The organism is Larkinella sp., from assembly GCF_965227735.1.
In the GTDB taxonomy this organism is placed as follows: Bacteria; Bacteroidota; Bacteroidia; order Cytophagales; family Spirosomataceae; genus Larkinella.
Window position 1 is genome coordinate 1,881,639 of record NZ_OZ245776.1, and the last position, 24,763, is coordinate 1,906,401.

Annotated in this window: 13 protein-coding genes; 11 read left to right on the forward strand and 2 right to left on the reverse strand. The window is 53.4% G+C overall.

From position 1 onward, the window contains the following. Positions 1 to 208: 208 nt before the first annotated feature. The 4 genes from ACO064_RS07225 to ACO064_RS07240 all read left to right on the forward strand — a co-directional run bounded on the left by ACO064_RS07225 (position 209) and on the right by ACO064_RS07240 (position 7,527). Positions 209 to 3,469, forward strand: a complete 3,261-nt coding sequence (locus ACO064_RS07225) for a WD40/YVTN/BNR-like repeat-containing protein (RefSeq protein ID WP_421826718.1) — start codon at positions 209 to 211, stop codon at positions 3,467 to 3,469. Between the two features lie 789 nt (positions 3,470 to 4,258). Beyond that, positions 4,259 to 5,221, forward strand: coding sequence for an NAD-dependent epimerase/dehydratase family protein (locus tag ACO064_RS07230; RefSeq protein ID WP_421826719.1), 963 nt, complete (start codon positions 4,259 to 4,261; stop codon positions 5,219 to 5,221). A 1-nt stretch (position 5,222) separates the two neighbouring features. Continuing rightward, on the forward strand, positions 5,223 to 6,422 hold the full coding sequence (kbl, locus tag ACO064_RS07235) for a glycine C-acetyltransferase (protein ID WP_421826720.1): 1,200 nt from the start codon (positions 5,223 to 5,225) through the stop codon (positions 6,420 to 6,422). 118 nt (positions 6,423 to 6,540) lie between these two features. Then, a complete protein-coding gene (locus tag ACO064_RS07240) occupies positions 6,541 to 7,527 on the forward strand; it encodes a multidrug resistance efflux transporter family protein (RefSeq protein WP_421826721.1) in 987 nt (328 codons plus the stop codon). Between the two features lie 15 nt (positions 7,528 to 7,542). Here the strand turns inward: ACO064_RS07240 and ACO064_RS07245 are convergent, their stop codons facing one another. Further along, positions 7,543 to 9,321 (reverse strand): glycoside hydrolase family 9 protein, encoded by a 1,779-nt coding sequence (locus ACO064_RS07245; protein ID WP_421826722.1) that lies wholly within the window; start codon positions 9,319 to 9,321, stop codon positions 7,543 to 7,545. Between the two features lie 105 nt (positions 9,322 to 9,426). After that, positions 9,427 to 9,984 carry an RNA polymerase sigma-70 factor gene (locus tag ACO064_RS07250; protein WP_421826723.1) on the reverse strand — a complete coding sequence of 186 codons (558 nt, stop codon included), beginning with the start codon at positions 9,982 to 9,984 and terminating at the stop codon, positions 9,427 to 9,429. A 403-nt stretch (positions 9,985 to 10,387) separates the two neighbouring features. On the opposite strand from ACO064_RS07250, the gene ACO064_RS07255 reads away from it, so the two are divergent. The 7 genes from ACO064_RS07255 to ACO064_RS07285 all read left to right on the forward strand — a co-directional run bounded on the left by ACO064_RS07255 (position 10,388) and on the right by ACO064_RS07285 (position 24,601). Then, positions 10,388 to 10,609, forward strand: coding sequence for a hypothetical protein (locus ACO064_RS07255; RefSeq protein ID WP_421826724.1), 222 nt, complete (start codon positions 10,388 to 10,390; stop codon positions 10,607 to 10,609). A 218-nt stretch (positions 10,610 to 10,827) separates the two neighbouring features. Next, on the forward strand, positions 10,828 to 13,953 hold the full coding sequence (locus ACO064_RS07260; RefSeq protein ID WP_421826725.1) for a SusC/RagA family TonB-linked outer membrane protein: 3,126 nt from the start codon (positions 10,828 to 10,830) through the stop codon (positions 13,951 to 13,953). Between the two features lie 11 nt (positions 13,954 to 13,964). Continuing rightward, complete coding sequence (locus ACO064_RS07265; RefSeq protein ID WP_421826726.1) at positions 13,965 to 15,458, forward strand: RagB/SusD family nutrient uptake outer membrane protein; 1,494 nt, start codon at positions 13,965 to 13,967, stop codon at positions 15,456 to 15,458. Between the two features lie 124 nt (positions 15,459 to 15,582). Next, positions 15,583 to 17,943, forward strand: a complete 2,361-nt coding sequence (locus ACO064_RS07270; protein WP_421826727.1) for a DUF1549 domain-containing protein — start codon at positions 15,583 to 15,585, stop codon at positions 17,941 to 17,943. Between the two features lie 55 nt (positions 17,944 to 17,998). Then, positions 17,999 to 19,432, forward strand: a complete 1,434-nt coding sequence (locus ACO064_RS07275) for a DUF1501 domain-containing protein (protein ID WP_421826728.1) — start codon at positions 17,999 to 18,001, stop codon at positions 19,430 to 19,432. 401 nt (positions 19,433 to 19,833) lie between these two features. After that, positions 19,834 to 23,043, forward strand: coding sequence for a SusC/RagA family TonB-linked outer membrane protein (locus tag ACO064_RS07280; RefSeq protein WP_421826729.1), 3,210 nt, complete (start codon positions 19,834 to 19,836; stop codon positions 23,041 to 23,043). Positions 23,044 to 23,092: 49 nt separating this feature from the next. Further along, positions 23,093 to 24,601 carry a RagB/SusD family nutrient uptake outer membrane protein gene (locus tag ACO064_RS07285; protein WP_421826730.1) on the forward strand — a complete coding sequence of 503 codons (1,509 nt, stop codon included), beginning with the start codon at positions 23,093 to 23,095 and terminating at the stop codon, positions 24,599 to 24,601. Positions 24,602 to 24,763 lie beyond the last annotated feature (162 nt).

Below are 24,763 nucleotides of genomic sequence, written 5' to 3' on the forward strand. Positions count from 1 at the left end.
GTCTGGGATTTTGTAAAAGAACCTGAAGATCTTGCTTGATTGGTATACCGGCCCGACTGTCTCCGACCGACGAGTTATGTGCGGCCTGACCCGGCGTGTTCGGAGCAGTCGTTGCCCGGTGTTTTACCAGCAAATACTTCCCACAGATGTCGTGCTCCTGGGCCTATGCCTGACTTGCATGGCCCTGTACAACTCTTATCTTTCGTTCATGAAAAATCATTTATCAGCATCTTTTTTAGTCAATCGGGCCTCAGCCGCCGTTGCGTGGGTTGTGCTGGGTCTGGTCCTGATCCCCGACCTGGCCGTGGCCCAGCGAAAAGCCAAAACCGCTTCCTCCTCTCCCGCCGTTTCTACAATTTCGGAAAGCCTTTTCAATGGCTTACGGTGGCGTAACGTCGGGCCGTTCCGGGGTGGGCGCTCCCTGGCAGCCGCCGGTCACGTCGACCAGCCCCTTACTTATTATTTCGGAACTACCGGCGGTGGCGTCTGGAAAACCGTCGATGGCGGGGCCAATTGGCTTTCAATTTCCGACAGTACATTCAAATCCAGTTCGGTAGGTGCGATTGTTGTAGCCCCCTCCGATCCGAACGTCATCTACGTCGGCATGGGTGAGTCCGACATTCGCAGTAATATTTCGTACGGCGACGGTGTCTACAAATCGACCGATGCCGGCAAGACCTGGAAACACATGGGCCTGAAAATGGCCGATGCCATTGGCAATATTGAAGTCCATCCCCAAAACCCCGACATCGCTTACGTCGCGGCTCTGGGCAATCCGTTTGCGCCCAACAAGGAACGCGGTGTTTTCCGCACCACCGACGGCGGCAAATCCTGGAAACACATTCTGGCCAAAAACGACAGCACGGGTGCCGCCGTGGTGGAACTCGATCCCAACAACCCGTCGATCGTTTACGCGTCGATGTGGCAGGCCTACCGCAACAGCTACATGATGAGCAGCGGTGGACCGGGTTGCGGTTTGTACAAATCGACCGATGGAGGAGACACCTGGATCAGCCTGCACGACAAACCGGGGATGCCCAAAGGCCTGCTCGGAAAAATTGGCATTACGGTTTCGCCGGTTAACTCCAACCGCCTGTATGCGATGGTTGAGAATGCCAAAGGCGGTTTGTACCGTTCCGACGATGCAGGCATGACCTGGCAACTGATCAACGAAGACAAAAACCTGTGGCAACGGCCGTGGTATTACATGATGCTGGCGGCCGATCCGCAAAACGAAAATGGCCTGATCATCCTGAATGTAAACGCGTTGAAATCCTATGACGGCGGTAAAACCTTCTCCCGGATTCCGGTTCACCACGGCGATACGCACGACATCTGGTGGAATCCGAAGAACCCCCAAAACTTCATCATTGCCGACGACGGCGGGGCCGAAGTGACCTACAACGGCGGAGCAACCTTCTCCGACATCGACATTCCGACGGCGCAGTTTTACCACGTTTCGCTGGACAACGACTTCCCGTATAACCTCTACGGTGCGCAGCAGGACAACTCGGCCATCCGGATTGCCAGCCGCACGACGGACTTCTCGATTGGTGCCGGAGCCTGGTATCAGGTGGCCGGTGGCGAGTCGGGCTACATCACGTCCGATCCGAACAACCCCGAAGTGACGTTTGGCGGAAGCTACGACGGTTTGATCACCCGCTACGACAAGGCGACCGATCAGAACCAGCGCATCAACGTCTACCCGGATTACAGCATGGGCGCTCCTTCCGCCGACCGGAAATACCGGTTTCAGTGGACGTTCCCGATTGTTTTTTCTCCGCACGATCCCAAAGCCCTGTATGTGACCTCGCAGCACGTTCACCGCAGCTACGATTACGGCCATACCTGGGAAGACCTCAGCCCGGATTTGACGCGCAACGACCCGAAAACGCAGGGTGATACGGGCGGACCGATCACGAAAGACAACACCGGTGCCGAAACGTTCCCGACGGTTTTCACCTTCGCCGAATCGCCCATCGAGAAAAATGTATTCTGGGCGGGTTCCGACGACGGGTTGATGCACATCAGCCGCGATGGTGCCAAAAGCTGGCAGAAAATTACCCCGCCGACTTCACAACTGCCGGAATGGGCCATCATGAGTATGATTCACCCCTCCGAACACACGACCGGCAAGGCGTATCTGGCGGCCAAACGCTACATGTCGGGCGACCGGAAACCGTATCTGTTCAAAACGACGGATTACGGAAAAACCTGGACGGCAATCACGGCCGGCATTCCGGCGGACGAATATTGCCATGTCGTTCGGGAAGACCCCAACAAAGCCGGTTTGCTGTATGCCGGTACCGAACGCGGTGTGTATGTGTCATTCAACGATGGAACCTCCTGGCAGAAGCTGAATCTGAACCTGCCCATCACGCCCATCCGCGACCTCCAGATTCACAAACGGGAAAAAGACCTGGTGGTGGCCACGCACGGCCGGTCGTTCTGGATCATGGACGACATTACACCCCTGCACGAGATCGCCGATCAGCAGGCCAAAGGCACGTTAGCCGGAAAATCGGTGCATTTGTTCAAACCGCGTCCGGCTTACCGGATGGACGGCGGCACCGAAAATCTGCGCAGCGGCCCGTCACTGGACGAAGGCGAAAACGCGCCCAACGGTGTGCTGGTACGGTATTACCTGAAAAACAAACCGGCCAAAGAACTAAAGTTGCTCTTCATGACCACGGCGGGTGACACGATCATTACGTATTCCAATACCAAAGACAAGAAGGGAGCCCCGCTGAAAATCGCGAAGGAATTTTACGACGATGCGACGGCGAAAAGACCGGGAACGGCTCCGGCTCTACCGGGCATGAACGCCTTTGTCTGGGACATGCGGTATCCGGATGTAACCCCGGTCGATGGCATCAACGTGATGTGGACCGGCCGCGGAACGGGGGCCAAAGTGGTGCCGGGACAATACAAAGTCCGGCTTTTGATGGGGGATTCGCTGGTGGCCGAACAGCCATTCGAAATCCTGAAAGATCCCCGCCTGAAACTGACGGATGCCGACTACAAAGCGCAGTTTGACCTGTTGTCGAAAATCAACAACAAACTGTCGGAAACGCACAAGGGCGTCAACCAGATTCGCCAGATCCGGAATCAGGTGAGCGGGTACATGAAGGACGTGAAAGACCCGGCGGTGGCGGCAAAATTCAAGAAAGTAACGCAGCCGATGCTCGAAACGCTGGACAAACTGGAGTCGGAGCTGATGCAACCGAAATCAAAAGCGCAGCAGGACGCCCTGGCCTATCCCATTCGGCTGAACGATAAGCTGGCGGGCGTTAGCTCGGTGGTTTCGTCGGCCGACACCAAGCCGACCAAAGCGTCTTACACGGTTTACGAAGCCCTGGAAAAACAGGTCGACGGTTCGCTGACCAAATTGAAAGAAGTGATCAACCAGCAGGTTCCGGAGTTCAACCGCCTGGTGACCGAGCAACGCATCCCGGCCATTACGCCCTGACGATTTTGTGAGATATGAGAGGAAAGAAGTGAGAGCAAAGACCAGTTTTCCTGGCTTTCACGACTTTCTTCTTCTCGCATCTCACTGTTTTTGCAACGGTTACCAACGAAAACGAGCCACATCTTCCTCTTTCTGGAGGTCGCATAGCGACCAAATGTTTGTAGCGTACGTTTCACCGCAGCATCCTTTTTGGTCGCGTAGCGACCCAACGGCATCTTTTATCAGATCGCTACGCGACCAAAAAAATCAAATTCAACCTGCTTTCTACAAACATTCGGTCGCTAAGCGACCCGTATGGCATCCGGAATGTCCCGATTCTACCCGAAATCTGTTCGCCGGAAATTATTTATTTTATTAGATTTATTCCTCAGGCATTTCCTGGCGAAAACCGCCTGAACGAATGCAAAAAGCCGTTACCAGATCTCCTTTGTCCTGTTTTCAATCGAACCGTTTGCTTTCCCCAGAAATGCCTTACCCAACGGTTTTATGTTTACTTTGTCCGCTCAATTACCATCTCTTTACCGGCACTTTTGACGCGCTTTGCCGGTTCCTGCCTGCTACGTCTAGAAAAAATTTCTGCCACCGGAGGAGACAGAAAGCAGATTCCGATTAAATCCCTACCAATTCATACTATTACAGTAATATTTATTGAGTTCCGTCCATTACATAAGTTAAAATCGTTTATTATTTAGATTTGTAAAGAAAATTATCAAAAACCGCTCACCCTCTTTTTTACGCACAAACGACTTCATCAACAACCCTTTTTCAGCTTTCTGAGACCACACGTACATGAAGCGAGACACTATTTTACTGATCGGAGCCAACGGACAAATCGGTACGGCTCTGCTCCCCCGTCTACAGGATCGTTTCGGAATCGACGCCGTGGTGGCGTCGGATTTACGAATGCCGACCCTGCCGCAGGGGCCATTTGAAATCCTGGATGCCACGCAACCGGACGAGCTGGCCCGGCTGATCCGAAAGTATAATATTACCCAGATTTATCACTTGGCCGCCGTTCTCTCGGCCAAAGGCGAATCTGACCCGATCAGTGCCTGGAATCTGAACATGCAAACACTGCTGAACGTCTTTGAAGTAGGCCGGACCTATAAACTTGATAAGGTGTTCGTTCCCAGTTCCATTGCGGCTTTTGGCGATCATTCACCCAAATATGAAACACCGCAAACCGCCTACATGGACCCATCGACGGTGTACGGCATCAGCAAAGTGGCCGCCGAAAACTGGTCGATGTATTACCACAAGCGATACGGGTTGGACATCCGCTCGCTGCGGTATCCCGGCGTCATCAGCTACCAGTCCATGCCGGGCGGAGGAACCACGGATTATGCGGTCGACATTTACCACAAAGCCGTTCAGCACCTGCCATTCGAGTGTTTTCTGTCCGAAAACACCCGGTTGCCCATGATCTACATGGACGATGCAATTCGGGCAACGATGGAACTGATGGAAGCGCCCGAAGATCGGGTTCAGGTGCGGACCTCGTATAACCTGACCGGCATGAGTTTTACACCCGCCGAACTGACGGCATCCATTCAAACGTATTTTCCGGATTTCGTGACCCGCTATAAACCGGATTTCCGGCAGGAAATTGCCGATTCGTGGCCCAAAACCATCGACGATTCGGCGGCCCGGCACGACTGGGGCTGGCAACCGCACTACGACCTGCCCGCCATGACCCGCGAAATGATTACCCAGCTTACCCTAATTTACGATCCACAATCCCAATTGAAATAACATGACTCCTTACGAAACCACCCGCGCATCCTTTCAGCAGGAACTGGACAGCATCAAAGAAGCCGGTCTCTATAAATCCGAGCGGATCATTGTCTCTCCGCAGTCGGCGGTGATTGCCGTAAAAGACGGACAAAAGGTCCTGAATTTCTGTGCCAACAATTACCTGGGCCTTTCCTCCCACCCCGACGTTATCGAAGCGGCTCACCAGGCCCTTGCGAGCCACGGTTTCGGCATGTCGTCGGTGCGGTTTATCTGCGGTACGCAGGACATTCACAAGGAATTGGAGCAAAAAACCGCCGAGTTTGTCGGCGCGGAAGACTGCATTTTGTACGCGGCTGCCTTCGATGCCAACGGGGGGGTGTTCGAACCTTTGCTGAACGAAGAAGACGCCATCATTTCGGACGAACTCAACCACGCGTCGATCATCGACGGAATCCGGCTGTGCAAGGCCAAACGGTTCCGGTATAAACACAACGACATGGCCGATCTGGAGGCTCAGCTACAGGCCGCTTCCTCGTCACGTCGTAAACTGATTGTTACCGATGGCGCCTTTTCGATGGACGGAACCATCGCCCAACTGGATAAAATCTGCGACCTGGCCGACCAATACGGTGCCATGACGATGATCGACGAATGCCACGCCAGCGGTTTTCTGGGCCGAACAGGTCGCGGCACCGCCGAATACCGCAACGTTCTGGGGCGAATCGACATCATCACCGGCACCTACGGAAAAGCACTCGGCGGGGCTTCCGGCGGTTTTACGGCGGCCCGGAAAGAAATCGTTGAACTGCTCCGCCAGCGGTCGCGGCCCTATCTGTTTTCCAACACGCTCGCGCCCTCGATTGTCGGCGCGTCGCTGAAGGTGCTGGAGTTGCTGAATGGGTCAACTCAGTTGCGGGATAAACTGGAAAGCAACACGCGGTATTTTCGGGAAGCGATGACCGCGGCCGGTTTCGACATCATCCCCGGTGAACACCCGATTGTGCCGATCATGCTCTACGAGGCTCCGCTGGCGCAGGAATTTGCCGCCCGGTTGCTGAAAGAAGGCATCTACGTCATCGGTTTCTTCTACCCGGTTGTGCCCAAAGGCAAAGCCCGGATTCGGGTTCAGATTTCGGCGGGTCACGAGCCGGAGCATCTGGAAAAAGCGGTGGCGGCCTTCACCAAAATTGGTCAGGAACTGGGCGTGATTCCCGCCTGATCGAGTTCATTCCCCTACCATACAGCCTGGGGCCGGTTGGAACACACCGGGTAGGGGAATTTGTGTTCATGTCATTGCGTTGCGTTTCGGCAGAAAGAATACAACCCACTGTAAATCAATGACAAAAGAAAGCAAAACCGTTATCCAGGCCATTGCGCTGGGATTGGTCAGTAACCTGTTTCTCTCTGTCGGGCTGATTGTCAACAGTCTGATGGCTTTTTCCGGTTCACACTGGGCCTGGACGGCCTCCCTCCGGTATTGGCTCCTGCTTCCTTTTCTGCTGGTTATTGTTGCCGGTAACCGTCAGTTAAAACCGCTGCTGGTCGTCCTGAAACAGATGCCCGGCACGTTTCTGATCTGGGGCAACATCGGCTTCGGAATTTTCTACGCCTTCCTGACGTTTGCTTCGCTTTTCGCACCCGGCTGGCTCGTGGCCGCCGGTTTTGAAATCACCATTCTGGCGGGTTTGCTGCTGGCGCCGTTCATTTATTCGGATCACCGGGCCATTATTCCCCGGAAGGCCCTGCTGCTTTCGGCCCTGCTCGTGGTCAGCATTGCGGTGATGCAGCTTGAGAAAATGCAGTCCTTCCACCTGGGTGATTCAACGCTGATTAGCCTGGGCTTAACGCTGGTTGCCGCCTTCTTGTGGCCGCTCGGCAACCGCAAACTGATGCTCGATCTGGAACACCGCAACATTCACCTGAGCGCCTGGCAACGCGTTCTGGGCATGTGTCTGGGGAGCCTGCCGGTTTTGATCCTCCTGGCGGTGTACGGTTTTTACGAATCCGGCCCGCCAGCCAGAGTGCAGGTGTTTTCGTCCTTGATGGCGGCCCTTTTTTCGGGCGTTCTGGGAAGCGTTTTATTCTTCAAAGCCATTCAACTGGTCCGGAAAAATCCCACGGCCCTGGCCACGGTCGAAGCGACCCAGGTCACCACCATCTTCTTTACGCTGCTTGGTGAGATCCTTTTCAAAGGCGTCGGCTGGCCCGGTTTCTACGGCAATCTGGGCTTTCTCATCATGCTGCTCGGACTGGGTTACTACGTTTTTCTGTCGGTCCAAAGCAATAAACCCAAAAAAGTCCTGCAACCGGATCACGTTCACTGACGCTCCCGAACGGTTTTAATAAGCCGCCTGCAACGCTTCCAATGCCCCGGCCAGATACACCAGCGGAGCGTTCCAGTTGATGGCAATTTCGTTGGACGCATAGGAACAGGATGCGTCGATGAACAGCTCATCCGCCGACGTGGCCGTGTAGCCTTCACATTTGTCCTGCTTGGGTGCGTTGCCGTTGGGACCGCCCGACAACAGCCCCGGAACCGGCGCTTCGATGCCATCGGCCACCGAGGGCCGGTGGTGCGGATTCATGACCGGCTTATCGCCAAAACCGGTGACGAAGCAATAGCCGGTGGCATTGCGGCCCAGCAAATAATCGAAGTTGGTCAGGGCGTTGTGAAGGTATTTTTTGTCGTTCGTCAAGCGATACGCCTGAACCAGTGCAATGCCCTGATTGGCCGCGACCGCGCTGCTGCCCCAAATGTAATCCCGCACCGACTTGCCCATGACGGTTTGGTAGGCCTGTTTCTCCACCTCACGGATTAGTTCGTCGGCAAAACCGGTCAGCCGTTTTTTAAGTTGCGGAAGGTCTTTCTGACCCAGTGGTGTCAGGCTTTTTTCGAAACGGGCCAGGGTATAATACCCCAATAGTCGAACCTGCGCCCAGGAGGGCAAGGGCATTTTGTCGTCCGGAAACAGGTCGACCGCCGTATAGTAAGCATCGTTCTTCGTGGTTACGTACAATTCAGCCGCGGCCCAGATCCACTCGTCGCTGGCGTCGCGGTCGCCGTATTCGCCAGTCACCACGTCCGGATCAAATGCCTCATTCATCGCATTCTGACGGTAGTACAAATCCGGGTTTTTCTTCGCCCACGCCCACGCCCGAACGGCAGCCGTCACGCAGGAGTCCGACAAACCCGGCAGTTCCCGGCTCAACGGTTTGAAAATTCGTCCGGCCTGCGCCATTACAGCCGCAAAGTCGAGAGCCGCCGTGATGCTTTTCTGAACGACATACCGCTCCTTCGTGGCTTTGTCGGGCATCACCATGCCATCGAACCGGGCGTTGGTCAGTTTGTGGTAGACCCCGCCATCAGCCGGGTCCTGCATGGTCAGCATCCAGCGTAAGTTCCAGAGCGACTCGTCCAGAAGGTCCGGTAATTTGTTATCACTTTCGGGAATAGCGGTTTTGAAGGTCTGGCAAAACTGCGGAAAGTCTTCGTAGAGGGCCAGCAGCGTTCCGGTGGTAATGCCTGAATTGACAATGTATTTGTTGTAATCTCCGGCATCGTACCACCCGCCCGGCGACGACAGAACCGTACCCGCCGGACGCCCTTCCGAAATCGCCGACGGATGCACCAGCACCTGCGCATCTTCCCGGACATGCCCTGCCGGACGGCTCCACTGCCCGGCGTATCGGGCGGGTAAGTCCGTCGAAACCCGCTGGTAATAAAAGCCTTTCAGCGAACCGGTGGCCACGGCGCGGTGAACATTGGGTTTGATGTCGAACGGATAGGAATGCCCCAGACCGGGAATCAGAACGACAAACGTACCGGTGGCTTTCAGCGCGGAGAAATCCGCCGTTCGGGCGGTTTTGCCCGAAATGGCATTTTGACTGGCTTCGCTCAGCGTGCCTTTGAAGACCGTTTTCTTCAAATCCGGCGTGGTGATCCGAAATTCCCCCGGGGCATCGCCAACGACAATGGCGACTTTGGCGGCATTGGGGTAAAAACCGACCTGATTCAGGCGGATGTTGGTGGATAGCGGCTGGGTTTGGGCAAAACCGGCGTTCAGCACCAGCAGAAAGACTAGCAAAACAGAAAGGTGGGCAGGCTTTGGGAATCGCATGGACGTAGATTTTGGTCAAATCTACAACGATTCCGGGCGTTTAGGGTTTCTTCAGGATCAAAATTGGATGAAAAGCAGGGTGCAAACCCGGTTCTTATCTATTTCTTACACCGCCCCTACATAGTCTTTCAAATGACACCGGAGTCTTCGCAGCGATTGCATAATGTGGTATTCGACGGTTCGTTCCGGGATGCAAAGCTGAAGCGAAATTTCACGAACGGAGTGGTTTTCCATCCGGTTTAACCGGAAAATCTGCCGGGTTTTGTCGGGCAGATGCGCGATGCCCAGTTCCAGGGCTTTGGTCAGATCGTCGTAAGCCAGCAAATTTTCGGTATGGCAATCGTGGTCGGACAGGCTGGCAATCTTGAAATTTTCGTATTTCTGCCGAACCAACACGGCTTTGATTTGATTTAGTATTTTGTATTTGACTGCTCCGAATAAATAATTCTTCAGGTCATCGATCTGAATGCTTTGCCGCCGTTCCCACAAATCCACAAAAAGATCCTGAACCAGTTCCTCGGCGTTCTCCTGCGAATACAATTTTTTCCGGGCTACGGCAAAAAGCGGATGCCAATACTTGCGGTAAATCGCCTGAAAAGCCTCTTCGTCCCCAGTTTGGAAGAGTTTTACCAAAACGGCATCACATAAAACCGAGTAGTCCATAGAAGATAGCGATAGTGGGTCTGCCTGACTGTTCCGGAGAAAATTGCTCCCCGAATAGAATAAATTAATATTCTAAGATTCCCATTTTATGCCTACACGCTATCCTGTACTTACCTGTGTTTACGTACCCGTAAAACGGGTTACAACAAGTCAATTCCCGGATTAGTCCTAATTTCACCGAGCAGTTCTTTACAGAATGTCCATGGCGTATTCTTACCTATAACAAAACAAAGAATTTTTAGAAATTACCTGCACGATAATATAAATATTTAATTATTTAACAGTACGATTTGCGGTTTATCACCGCAAGATTGACGTACCGTTATAGTCAATTCCTTTCCCACTACCGGCGATTTCGGATTTGTGACTGAGAATGCAAACGAATCATAAAAGCTTTTTGGAAATGCTTCAGCGCTACATGGATGGCGTCTGCTCATCTGAGGAAAAACAGATGATGGACTACTGGTATAGCTTGCTGGATCAGGATCAGGAAGAAAAAACCGGTAAGCTTTCCAGACAGCAACTGGAAGAAAAGCTATGGACAAAAATTCAGCACCGGGTCCAGCGGAAAAATGAATCCGAAAATCACACAATCAATCTCAAATGGTGGCAGCACGACGAATGAAGCACCGTTGCCCCAGAACCTTTTCCTTTTTTTCACTAAACCCAAGACCGATGCCCACAACCCTCTACCGATGCTCCCGAAAGCGGCCGAACCGATCCTGATCTGCCCCGCCACGATTTGCTCTTTTCCGTTAAATCAAACGCCGAACTATCTGACTATAAGCTAGTTCTTAAACAGCAAAAAATTATCCATTGTTCTACTTCCTTAACAAAAAAGCAATGAAAAAACGCTTACAATTCATACCCATACCGGGTACTTTCATTCGGGCTTCGCTCCTGTTCTGTCTGCTGATGCTCACAGTAACGGGTCTCTATGCCAATGAAAACGCCCCCCTCGACCGGACCGTCACCGGCACCGTTAAAGATGAAAAAGGCGAAGGCCTGCCGGGTGTCAGCGTCGTGCTGAAGGGTTCTACCAAGGGAACCTCTACCAACGCCGATGGCAGCTACCGTCTGGATGTTCCGGAAAACAACGCCACCCTGATTTTCTCCTTTGTGGGGTATCTGTCGCAGGAAGTAGCCGTTGGCAACCGGACCCGGGTCGATGTGCAACTCGCGGTTGGCGATCGTTCTCTCGAAGAAGTCGTCGTGGTGGGATACGGTTCGCAGCGGAAGCAGGATATTACCTCCGCCGTCTCGGTCATCAGCATGAAAGACATCGGCGAACAACCGTCCAACAACATGAACCAATTGTTGCAGGGTCGGGCCGCGGGTGTGGTCGTAAAATCGAAAAGCGGTGCGCCCGGTGGTGTATTCGAGGTGCGGGTGCGGGGTGTCGGTTCGTTGGGAGCCGGTAGCAATCCATTGTATGTGATCGACGGTTTTGCGGTCGGAACCGACGTTGGACAAAACCTGAACCCGAACGACATCGAGAGCATTTCCGTCCTGAAAGATGCGGCTTCTACGGCCATTTATGGAGCCAGAGGTTCCAACGGGGTAGTTTTGATTACCACCAAAAGCGCCAAGGAAGGAAAGACGAATGTGAATTTCTCGCTTGATTACGGGATGCAGACGCTTCCGGACAGCCGACGCGTAAAAATGCTGAACGGTGTGGAATTCGCCCAGTTCAAGAAGGAAATTTATGAAGATCAAGTTCGTATTCTGCAAAAACGCGAACCCACACTGGAAGAAGTGCCGATCGGGTATCGCTATCCGGAACAAACCAAATATTCAACCGACTGGTACGGTCTGATTCTGAACAATGGTGCTCCCTACACCGATGCGAACTTAACGGTTTCTTCCGGTCAGGGGCCGCTCAAAGCCTTGCTGTCGGTTGGTTATTACAAGGAAAACGGTGTGATTAAAGAAACCAATTACGACCGGATTTCGGTGCGGTCTAACCTGGGCGGGCAAGTCAATAAGTTCATCAATGTTGGCTTGAACATCAACGGAACGTATACCCGCCAGAAGCTGGCCAGTACAGACGGTCGGAGTGCCTTGTTGGGCGGTGCCTTGCTGATGGACCCGCGCGATACGCCTTACAACCCCGATGGCAGTCTAAAACCGTATAGCAATGGTGTCGACGGCGTTTTTGGCTTTCCAAACCCACTATATGTGCTAAAAAATGCCCTCCGCCGAAGAAGCATTGCCGACCTGTTGACCAATGCCTTCGTCGAAGTTACGTTTCTGAAAGATTTCAAATTCAGAACGTCGGCGAACGTCAAACTGAACAACAATACGTATAAAGAGTACATTCCGTCGACCATCGGTGCTTCGGTAGCAACGGGGACGGCCGGTGCTCCTCCGCGAATTGCGACCGAAAACGACAATACCGCCGAATTGATCAACTACTCGCTGGACCAGTTGCTGACCTATGTGCCCAGAATTGGCGAACAGCATAATCTTGATTTTTTGGTGGGGTATACGGCCCAGCAGGAGCGCGTGCGAGCATTTACCGGAACCGGTAATACCTTCCCGGATGACCTGGTTCCGTATCTGGGAGCCGCTTCCATCCGGTCTGCCACTTCCTCCGAATTTGGCTGGGTTAACCTGGCGGCACTGGCCCGGGTAAACTATTCCTACAAAGACAAATACCTGTTCTCGGGTTCGTTCCGGCGGGAAGGCAGTTCCCGGTTTGGGGCGAAAAACAAATATGGTAATTTCCCGGCTGCCTCCATCGGCTGGCGGGTGACGGAAGAGTCTTTCATGCCCAAAACTGATTGGCTGACCGACCTGAAACTCCGGGCCAGCTTTGGGGTGACGGGGAACAATGACATCGGTAACTACCCCAGTCTGGCCTTCGTGGGCGCCAACAACTACATCCTCGGCAATGCGTTTGCCGCCGGGAAAGTGGTCAGTTCGTTTGCCAACTCCGGGCTAAAATGGGAGAAATCGAATCAGTTGGACGTCGGGATGGATCTGGCCCTGTTCAACAACAAGTTGACGGTGAACCTGGAGTACTACAAGAAGATTACGAACGACATGCTACTGCCCATTTCGATTCCGGCCGTATCCGGTTTTACCTCCAGCTTGGCCAACATCGGGAAAGTGCAGAACAAAGGGGTTGAAATCGGAGCTGATTTCCGCACCAACATCGGGGCCATCAATTTCCGCACCAACGCCAACATTACGTTCAACCGCAGCAAAATTCTGGAAATCAAAGGAGCGAACGACATGCTCTGGTATGGCGGTTTCTACGGCGGTTACAACGTTCAGAAAGTGGGACGCCCCATCGGGATGATCTATGGCTACCGGAAGTTAGGCATTTTCAACACGCAGGCTGAAATCGATGCCGCTCCGAAACAGGATGGTGCTATTCCGGGCGCGATGAAATTCTTCGATGCCACCGGCGATGGCGTTATTTCTTACGATACGCAGGATATGGTGGAAATCGGTAATCCAAATCCGGCCTTCACCTGGGCCTGGACCGTGGCCGCCGACTACAAACGCTTCGATCTGAACATCCTGTTCGTGGGTGCGCATGATTTCGACGTCTACCGGAACATCGAGGCTTCCACGATGAACATGGACGGTGTGTTCAACGTATTGGACAAAGCAAAAGACCGCTGGCGGTCACCTGAAAATCCGGGCTCCAATCCCAACGCGAAAAACTCACAGGGCGGAACCAGCTACTTCAAATGGTCGCGGGAAAGCAGCGAACGGTACGTTTACGACGGCAGTTATGTCTGGCTGAAATCCGTTACGCTGGGCTATACGCTTCCGAAAGTGAAATCCATTCTGAGCGATGCGCGGATTTTTGTGACCACCAACAACCTGTTCCTGTTCACGAAATACCCCGGTAATAACCCCGATGCGGGTGTACGCGGTGGCACCGAGCTAAACAACGACGACGAGTCGTATCCGATTCCCAGAACATTCGCTGCCGGTCTCAAAGTAAACTTCTAATTGACACAGACATGAAAAAAATAACCGCTATAGGTACACTGCTTTTTTGTCTTGCCCAGTTTTCGTGCAAAGATGATATGCTGGTCACCACCGACCCGACCCGGATTGGCACGGACCTCTTCTACAAGAATGAAACCCAGTTGCTGCAAGCACTGAACGGCGTATATGGTCAGCTCCAGACGATTACCGGCTCGGCCTATATTTTTCAGGAGTTTCCGTCGGACAATACGACCCTCGATTTTAACCCGCTCGACCGCGGAGGTGCGGCTGGCTGGGAGGCTTTTGAATTCTCGACCGTTAACCAGGGAAATGGTGAAATTGCGAACGTCTGGAACCAGTATTATTCCATGATGTACAATATCAACTACGCGCTGGAAAAAATGGAGGGTAGTGCGGTCGATGCAGCCGCTAAAGGCCCAATCGAAGGTCAGTTGAAGTTCATTCGGGCCTATGGCTACTTCAATCTGGTTCAGTATTTTGGCGATGTTGTACTGGTGACGAAGACCCTGGCCAATCCGGATCCTGCTTTCGATCTGACGCGCTCTCCACAGGCTGAAGTCTGGGCACAGATTGAAAAAGACCTGAAAGAAGCCGTTGCCCTGCTACCAGCTACCTACCCGGCAAACCAGTTGGGACGGGTGACCAAAGGGGCCGCCTTGAGCCTGCTGGGCAAATCGTATCTGACGCAGAAGAAATACGCCGATGCCGTTACGACCCTGAAGCAGGTCACCGGGTACACCCTGAACCCACTTTATGCCGACAATTTTAACCCGGCGAAGAAAAATGGCCCTGAATCCATCTTTGAGATTCAGTATCAGGGCGGCAATGACCTCGGCGAGCAAAGTAATTTCGCGTATCTGTTTGCACCCCGGCTGTCGGCCGGTGCCGTGACCGGTTTTGCCAACACCACGCCGAGTGGCCGGAACATTCCGACCAACGACATGATTGCGGCCTACGAAACCGGCGACTTGCGCAAAGATGTGTCGCTGAAAACCAGCTACACGCTGAGTGGCAAGGAAGTCGCCATCCCGTATATCATCAAGTTTACGTATCCCCACACCATTACGGGCCGGACGGACAACAACTGGCCGGTGTTGCGGTATGCGGACGTACTGCTGATGCTGGCCGAGTCGATCAACGAAGCCACCGGGCCTTCGGCGGAAGCGTTCGATTACCTGAACCAGGTGCGCAAACGGGCGGGTCTGGCGGCCAAAACCGGCCTGGATAAAGTTGCCCTCCGTGACGCGATCATGAAAGAACGCCGGGTGGAACTGGCGTTCGAAAACCACCGCTGGTTTGATTTGCGGAGAACAAAAACACCCGCCGAATTAACCGCTTTCATGAACGCGTATGGGGCGAAAGAAAAGGCAAAACCGACTGTCGACCGGGGCGGTATTGCCTTCAACGCACTGGATTATGTGTATACGGACAACGAATATTACCTTCCGATTCCGGCCCCGCAAATTTTGATCAGCAGCAAACTGACCCAAAATCCGGGGTACTAGAGGAAAGTGCAGGATAGTTAATCGTAAAAAATGCACCTTATTGGATGGATTAATGTTAAATTAGGATTGATCCGTGCAGTAAGGTGCATTTCCTATAAAACCCTCAACTAATCCCTTTTACAAAGTGACCATTTTGACAGAATCCTTTTGGCTTTGGCAGTTTCTGGGTCGTTTGCATCCGCTGATCGTCCACTTTCCGGTCGGTTTGCTCTGCGTCGCCCTGTTGCTGGAAATCATTGGCTGGTCCCGCAAATCCAACGACATGCGGGCCGGCATTACGGCACTGGTCTGGATCGGTGCCATCAGTTCGGTAGTGGCCGCGGTATTTGGGCTCATTTTGATCAACCAGGAAGAATACGGCGGAGATACCGTCACCGTTCACCAGTGGTCGGGGCTTACGACCATGGCCCTGGCCCTTGTTACCGGTTTTGCGCTTCGTTCGGGACGGCTGGGGTTGTACCGGAGCCTGCTGTTTCTGACGGTTTTCGGCGTCACCATCGCCGGCCATTATGGTGCCTTGCTGACCCACGGCGAAGACTATTTGACCAGCGTTCTGCCTTTTGGTAAGGACTCAAAAGCACCTTCAACTACAGATTCGAATCTGGCCTTCATCAGCAATACCAATCAACCCCTCAATGACAAGCAGATCGAGGACCTGAACCTGGAAGTCCGGTCAATTCTCGCCCACAATTGCTACAGTTGCCACAGTGCGACCAAAACCAAAGGAGAACTGCGGCTGGATAAGAAAGAATTGCTCTTCAAAGGGGGCGAAAACGGCGTTATTCTGAAGGCCGGTCATCCCGAAGACAGCGACATGATCAGGCGGGTCAAGCTCCCGGCGGGACACGACGACGCCATGCCGACCAAAGGCAAGCGACTGACCGACAAAGAAATAGCGATCCTCGAATTCTGGATCAAACAAGGTGCGCCCTGGCCCAGCGGTGCCGAAAAAAGCATTTACCGCGTGGCGGCTCTGGAACCCCGGATGCCCGCGATTCCGGCCGCTACCGGCGATTTGACCAACCCGGTCGACCGGTTTGTCAATGTCTACTTCCAGAAAAACAAAGTAGCCTGGAAAACCGTCGTCGACGACCGCACCTACCTGCGCCGGGTATATCTGGATGTGGTTGGTTTATTGCCGACACCCGATAAAATTGCCTCCTTTACGGCGGATACCCGACCGAACAAGCGGGAAATTCTGGTGACCGAGCTGCTGAACCGCAACGAAGACTACGCCCAGCACTGGCTCACGTTCTGGAATGATGCGCTGCGCAATGACTACTCCGGAACCGGTTACATCACCAAAGGACGCTTCGACATTACGAAGTGGCTCTACAATTCCCTCAAAACGAATAAACCGTATAACCAGTTTGTGCGCGAACTGATCAGCCCGACCGAAGAATCAGCCGGATTTATCAAAGGCATCAAATGGCGGGGAACGATCAATTCGAGCCAGAGCACCGAAATGCAGGCGGCTCAGAACGTGTCGCAGGTGTTGCTGGGCCTGAACCTGAAGTGCGCTTCGTGCCACGACAGCTTCATCAGCGACTGGAAACTGGCCGACGCCTATGCCTTCGCCAACGTTTTCTCCGACACCACCCTGGAAATTCACCGCTGCGACAAACCAACGGGCAAAATGGCCGGCACGGGCATTTTGTTCAAAGAACTGGGAACCATCAACGGAAAAGCCCCTACCGAGCAGCGGCTCCGCGAACTGGCCGAGTTTATGGTGCAACCGAAAGACGGTCGGCTCTACCGGACGCTCGTGAACCGGATTTGGGCGCAGTTGATGGGTCGCGGTCTGGTCGAGCCGGTCGATATGATGGACAACGAACCCTGGAGTCAGGATTTGCTGGACTGGCTGGCGTCTGATTTTGCGGCCAACAACTACGACATCAAGCGGTTGATGACCACCATTCTGACCTCGAAAACCTACCAGTTGCCGTCCATCAGCGTGAAAGATCCGGCCCTGCTCACAGCGCCGACCTTCGTGTTTGAAGGCATGGTGCGCCGTCGGCTGTCGGCCGAGCAGTTTGCCGATGCCGTCAGCATTGCCTTCAATCCTGTTTACGGGGATTCTTCGCTGGCTACCAAACTTTTACCGGAAACCATCAAGCAGGAAATCCCCTTCCCGCGGGCGTCATTGGTGAAAAACGACCCTTTCCTGACGGCTTTGGGACGCCCCAACCGCGAAACCGTCAGCACCAGCCGGACCTCGCAGGCCAACCTGCTCCAGGCACTTGAGCTGACCAATGGGGCCAAGTTCAACGACGCGTTGAAAAAAGGCGCGCAAATCTGGAAAGCCAAATATCCGTCGTCGGACCTGATCGTCAAAGAACTGTATCGAAACGCCCTGGGGCGCGAACCGCAACCGAAGGAACTGGCCGTTGCCGAGAAAATTGTGGGTAAAACCCCAAGTATCGAAGGCATTCAGGACTTGGTCTGGGCCATTAGCTTACACCCTGAATTTCAGTTGATCAATTAAAAACCACGAAACCTGTTAAGTCTTGGCGACTTAACAGATTTTAAAATAGAACACCATGAAGAACAGTTGGAACAGACGGGAATTTCTGCAACGCGCCAGTGCTGCTACGATGGCGGCTCTGGCGGCAGGCGCTCCCATGGCAAGCCTCCTGTCAGGCTGTAAAACCAAGAAAATCGGCCAGACCGACGGAACCGCCGACACGGTTATCCTGCTTTGGATGGCCGGTGGCATGGCCCATACCGAAACCTTCGACCCGAAGCGCTACACGCCTTACGAAAAAGACATGGAGGGCAACAGGGTGCTGAGCACGTTCAAATCGGTTCCTACGGTTTTGGACGGCATTCATTTCTCGGAAGGACTTCAATCCATCGGCCAGGTGATGGACAAAGGGACGCTGATTCGCTCGTATGTCTCGGCCGACCTGGGACACATTCTGCACTCGCGTCACCAGTACCACTGGCACACCTGCTATGAACCGCCCCAAACCGTGGCAGCTCCGCACATCGGCTCCTGGATTGCCAAGGAACTGGGGCCTAAAAACCCGGTGATTCCGGCCTTCATCGACATCGGCCAGCGGTTTACGGTGGGCGAAGCGGAAGAACTGAAGGCGTTTCATACCGCCGGTTTTCTGGGAAATGAATTTGGTCCCTTCTTCATTCCCGACCCCAGTCAGGGACTGGAAAGCGTCCGGCCACCGGTAGGCATGAACGCCAGCCGGTTCGAGCGTCGCAACCAGCTTTACAACGACCTGGTGAGCAACAGCCCGATTGGGGAATTTGGCAGCGATTACCAGAAAGAATCGCTCAAACGGTCGATGGAACAGGCGTATATGCTGCTGAATTCACCGGAAGCCAAGGCGTTCGACCTCAGCACCGAGCCGAAGGAAAGTTATGACATTTACAATACCGGCAAGTTTGGGCTGGGTTGTTTGCTGGCGCGTCGGCTGACAGAACAAGGTGCCCGGTTTATCAGCGTAACCACTGAATACGAACCGTTTAAAGGGTTCGATACGCACGAAAACGGCCACACCCGGATGGCCGACATGAAAAAGCTGATCGACGGCCCCATTGCGCAACTCATCAAGGATCTGGACAAAACCGGGCATCTGGACCGGACGATGGTGATTCTGGCCAGCGAGTTCAGCCGCGACATGATGGTAGAAGGCCGCCCCGGCGAAAAAGTGAAAGAGCAGGTCAATCAGCCGGACATTCTCTCCGACATGAAATTCTACGGGATGCACCGCCATTTTACCGACGGAGCTTCCGTGCTCATGTTCGGTGGCGGCATCAAAAAAGGGTTTGTATACGGAAAAACCGCCGATGAACGGCCCTGCAAAAGCATCGAGAATCCGGTCAAAATCGATGGTATTCACCAGACCATCTACCATGCCCTGGGCGTTGCCCCGGATACCCAGTACGAAATCGAAAAAAGACCGTTCTACACGACACCTGACGGAAAAGGGAAAGCCGTTATGGAGTTGCTCGCCTGATACACGGCGTCATTTTACGCGAATCCTGAGACTTCGGGATTCGCGTAAAAAACTCCTCTACCTAAAAAAACAGGCTTTTTTACTCAAAACAGTAGAGTAAAGGATAGTCATTGGCCTGTCTTTTTGTTAATTGAACTAATTTTATAAATACTTGGAATTTGCTCATTCAATTAATTGGATCGTAGTATTTTTTCCACTTGCTTTAATAATCTTAAACAATACCATCCCTGTAACCTGAACTGTACATTTAACCAGCTACAACCATGTGTTAATCAAAACCCGTTATCAAAACACTATGATGCTGAACCGTCGTGTTTTTAGCAACCGGATCGATGCTTGAAAAGAGTGTCTTTTTTGAACCCTGGGACTTCGAGATCCCTAAACCTTCCAACATCTCTATTATGAAAAAACGCATTACCTCATTGGGCAACTCCCAACGCTATGCAAAACAGCTCCTGGTACCGTGCCTGTTTGCCAGCTTATTCACCACGCCTGCCTGGGCCAATTCCGATGACAACAAGAAGGGCCCGGAAAGCCGGTCGCCGATAAACCGGGAAGTTCTTCTGGCCGATGTTACCGGTACGGTAACCGATGAAGCCGGCACCGGTTTGCCGGGTGTCAACGTCGTGGTAAAAGGTTCCAGCTCCGGAACGACCACCGATGCCGAAGGCCGGTTCAAAATCTCAATACCCAACGAAAGAGCCGTTCTGGTGTTCAGCTCGGTGGGGTATCTGAAACAGGAAATCACCGTCGGAAGCCAGACCAGCCTGACGATCAAACTGGTTCCGGACGACCAGACGCTGTCGGAAGTCGTTGTCGTGGGCTACGGTAGCCAGTTGAAGAAAGAAGTAACCGGTGCTGTTCAGACGGTAACGGCCAAAGAATTGAAAGATATTCCGGTTTCGCAGATCACCCAAAAATTGCAGGGTCGTCTGGCAGGGGTTCAGATCAACCAGGCCACCGGTAAACCGGGCCAGGGCATGTCGGTTCGGATTCGGGGCCAATTGTCAGTTTCGGCCGGTAGCGAACCCCTGTATGTGGTCGACGGTTTTCCGATTACCGGGAGCATTGGCGCCATCAACCCGGATGAAATTGAAGATATTTCCGTTCTGAAAGACGCGTCATCGACTTCGCTCTACGGTTCGCGGGCAGCCAACGGCGTGGTGCTGATCACGACCAAACGCGGAAAGGTCGGCCAGACCAACATCAGTTTCAACGCTTTCGCCGGCGTGCAGCAGGTGCCGGAACGGGGTCGGATCAAAATGCTGAACGCCGTTGAATTCGCGCAGTTCAAGAAGGAATTCTACGAAGACATGAACCAGCCTGTTCCGGTTGAATTCCAGAACCCGTCGCAATATGAAGGCAAAGACAACGACTGGTATGGTGCCTTGCTGCGGACCGCACCCATGCAGAGTTATAACCTGACAATTACGTCCAACACGGAAAAATCCAGAACCGCCATTGTGGGTGGGATTTTCAACCAGGAAGGGGTCGTTCTGAATAACAAGTACCTGCGGTATTCGCTGCGGATGAATACGGATTACGACATCTCCCAGAAAGTGCGCGTCGGGTTCAACATCGCTCCGCAGTACGTTTTTGACAACACGCCCCGCACCGACGGTGACCGCGGAACCGGGATTCTGTTCAACGCCCTGCACACCTGGCCGGTAATGCCCATTCGGGATGCCGACGGCAACCTGACCAAGTTCAACCAGTTTCCGGGCAGCACGGGGAACATCTTTGCCTACCCGAACTGGGTGCGCGCTGCAGAAGAGCTGGTCAACGAAACCAAACAGACCAAGTTGCTCAGCAATGCGTATGTTCAGTACAGCCCGATCAAAGGGTTGAATCTGAAATCGACCATTAACATCGAGTTTGAAAACAACAAGTTCTTCTTCTTCAACCCCTCGACGGCCACCAGCGCCATCAACGTACCGATTCCGACCACGGCGGTTTCGATCCGGCAAAGCCTGGAAAACATCGGCTGGCTGAACGAAAACACCGCGACGTATTCACGCGCGTTCGGCGATCATAACTTCGAGGTGCTGGGTGGTTTTACCAATCAACGCTACCGTCAGGAATTCTCCCGGATTCAGGCCGACACCTACGCGGATGACCGGCTGCCAACCATCCAGGGCGCACTCAACATCAACCGGGGCGGCACCCAGAACGGGATCAATGAATGGACGCTCACCTCGCTGCTGTCGCGGTTGAACTACAACTACAAAGGGAAATACCTGTTTACGGCTTCGATCCGTCGCGATGGTTCTTCGCGATTCGGGGCAAACAACCGCTGGGGTACGTTCCCATCCGTTTCGGCGGGGTGGGTCATTTCAGATGAAGATTTCCTGAAAAGCACCCCACAGATTTCGTTTGCCAAACTGCGGGCCAGCTATGGGGTCATCGGGAACAACAACATCGGTAACTACACCCAGTATGCGCTGGTCAACAACACGGTCAACGCTGTCTTCGGCAATACCGTTGCTACCGGCGCCGTCGTTACGTCGCTGGCCAATGCGAATCTGGGCTGGGAAACCACCAAGCAGCTGGATTTAGGGCTGGACCTGGGCCTGTTCAACGACCGGATTCAGTTTACCTATGACTATTATCAGAAGAACACCACCAACCTGCTGTACAGCGTTCAGATTCCGCAGGAAGCCGGTTTCGGGAACTTCTTTGACAACATTGGTGAGATTAAATTCTGGGGTCACGAATTTGCGCTGAACACCCGCAATACCGAAGGCAAACTGAAATGGACGACCAACGCCAACATTTCGTTTAACCGCAACAAAGTGCTGCAACTGGCTCCGGGCATCGACCGGGTCTATGGAACCTTCCACATCACGCAGGTTGGACAGCCCTTCGGCCAGTTCTACGGACTGCAAAAAGAAGGATTTTACCGGAGTGCCGAAGAACTCGCCAATTCGCCGATCATTCCGGGCCGCTCGGCCATCGGGACCATCAAGATGAAAGACGTCAATGGCGATGGGGTCATCACCTACGGTGGTGATGCCGACGACCGGACCATCATCGGCACGCCGTTCCCGAAATTCACCTACGGCATTGTCAACAACCTGACCTACGGCAACTGGGATCTGGCGATCGTTGGCTCCGGCTCCTATGGCAATCAGCTCTGGATTCGTCACCTCTACAGCACGGCCAACCTGGACGGCGTTTTCAACATGGTAGCGGGCGTGAAAGACCGTTTCCGGGTTAAAAATGTGACGAATGCCGCTGGTCAGGGCGTGGCAACGACCGTGATCACGGAAGGAAGCGGGATGTTCGGTGCCACCAACAACGGGGGAAATTACACCGGTATCGAACGGGACTGGAACAGCTCACACTTCCTGGCCGATGCCTCGTTCTTCACGATCAAGAACATCACGCTGGGCTACAACATGGGCGCGGTCAATAAATTTTTCAAATCCGCCCGGATCTATGCTTCCGTTCAGCAGGTGTATGTCTTTACGAAATACTGGGGTGGACCAAACCCGGAAACCAGTGCGCAGGGGGATGGCAACGGCGATGGCGGAAACCTCAGCCAGGGTGTCGATCTCTCGAACTACCCGGTTCCGCGTACCTATACGCTGGGTGTTAACCTGAATTTTTAACAGACAAAATTCAGATCAACTTTCGACCATCTTTATCTCCTTTACCGGAATGAAAAAAACAATCATACTCTTTGGTCTTCTGGGGCTTCTATCGACGGGCTGCCAGGACGATTTTCTATCGGTCGTTCCCGAAACCAGTCTGAGTTCGGCCACCTTCTTCAAATCACAGGCCGATTTTCAGCAGGCTGTCAATGCCGCCTATGTGCCGCTGCGGCAAATCAACAACGAACGGGCCTGGGTGTTGGAAGAAATGCACTCCGACAATACCTACTACGCCCGGAACATCCTGTTTGGCGCGGTGGACAATACTGAAAACGTGGCCGACTTTGCCATCCCTACGGCCAATGGCGTGACCGCCAACGATAACGTCCTGGTGATTTACCGGCTTTATTTTCAGATCGTTGCCCGCACCAACCAGATTCTGGCCCTGATCGATGGCGTGGAATTCGATGCTGCCGTTAAAAGCAATCTGAAAGGACAGGCGCTGTTTCTGAGATCATATGCGTATTTTGAACTGGCCCGCCTGTTTGGGAAAGTGCCGCTGCATTTAACGCCGGTCACGAACCGCGAAGAAGCCGCCCTGCCCCTGGCTACGACTGACCAGCTCTACGCCCAGGTGGAAAAAGATGCGACGGAAGCCGGCAGTCTGCTACCGGGCAAAGCCACTCAGGAAGCCGGCCGGGCCACTTCCGGAGCAGCCAAGACGGTTCTGGCCAACCTTTACATCGTTCAGAAGAAATGGGCACAAGCCGAAACCGTGCTGAAGGATGTCATGGCCAACGGTGGCTACGCCCTCGTACCGGACTATGCCAACACCGTTTCTACGACCACCGCCAACAAAAATAACGCGGAGTCGATCTTCGAAGTACAGTACATGGAAGGGGCTGCGGGTTTCAATGGAAACCACATTTACCGCTTTATTCCCGCACCCATTACGATTGCCGAGTTGGCTCCGATAACCGGCACCTCGAATCCGCAGGCAATTTCGGGTGAAAACAACAACATTCCGACCCCCGACCTCATCGCGGCTTACGAAACCGGCGACAAACGGAAGGATCTTTCCATCGGTTATGTCACGCTGAGCCAGAGTGCCCGCGAAAACAAGGTGTATCCGTACATCAAAAAATACGCAAAAACGCATTCGGTTCACAACAACACCGGCCAGAACTGGCCCGTTTACCGGTATGCTGAAGTGATTCTTTTTATGGCCGAAGTGCTGAACGAACAGGGAAAAACCGCCGAAGCAGCTCCCTTCCTGAACCAGATCCGGACGCGGGCGGGGCTACCCGCAACCACAGCCGCCAACCAGACGGCCATGCGGGAAGCTATTTTCAAGGAACGCCGGGTCGAACTGGCTTTTGAAAACAAACGCTGGTTCGATCTGGTCCGGACGGGCCGGGTCAAAGAAATCATCGGTGCGTATGGCGCCCGGGTGAAAGCCAATCCGCTGGATTATTATTTTCCGAAAGGGGCTGTTCCTCCGCCAAATGCCTTCACGGTTTTGGACGATTACTATCCCCTTCCGGCCGTTGAAGCGGCTTTGACTCCGCATTTTTAAGCGTGGTTATTCTGCCGGTTTCGCTTTTGAAACCGGCAGAATAGTTCATAGTAGGCCTGACCTGAATGTTGTTGGTGCTTTCTTTTTTATTCAATCAGTAAGAAGGCTTTTCTTTTACCTTATTACACCACGGTTTAGCCACCGGAGAATACGATCAACGCC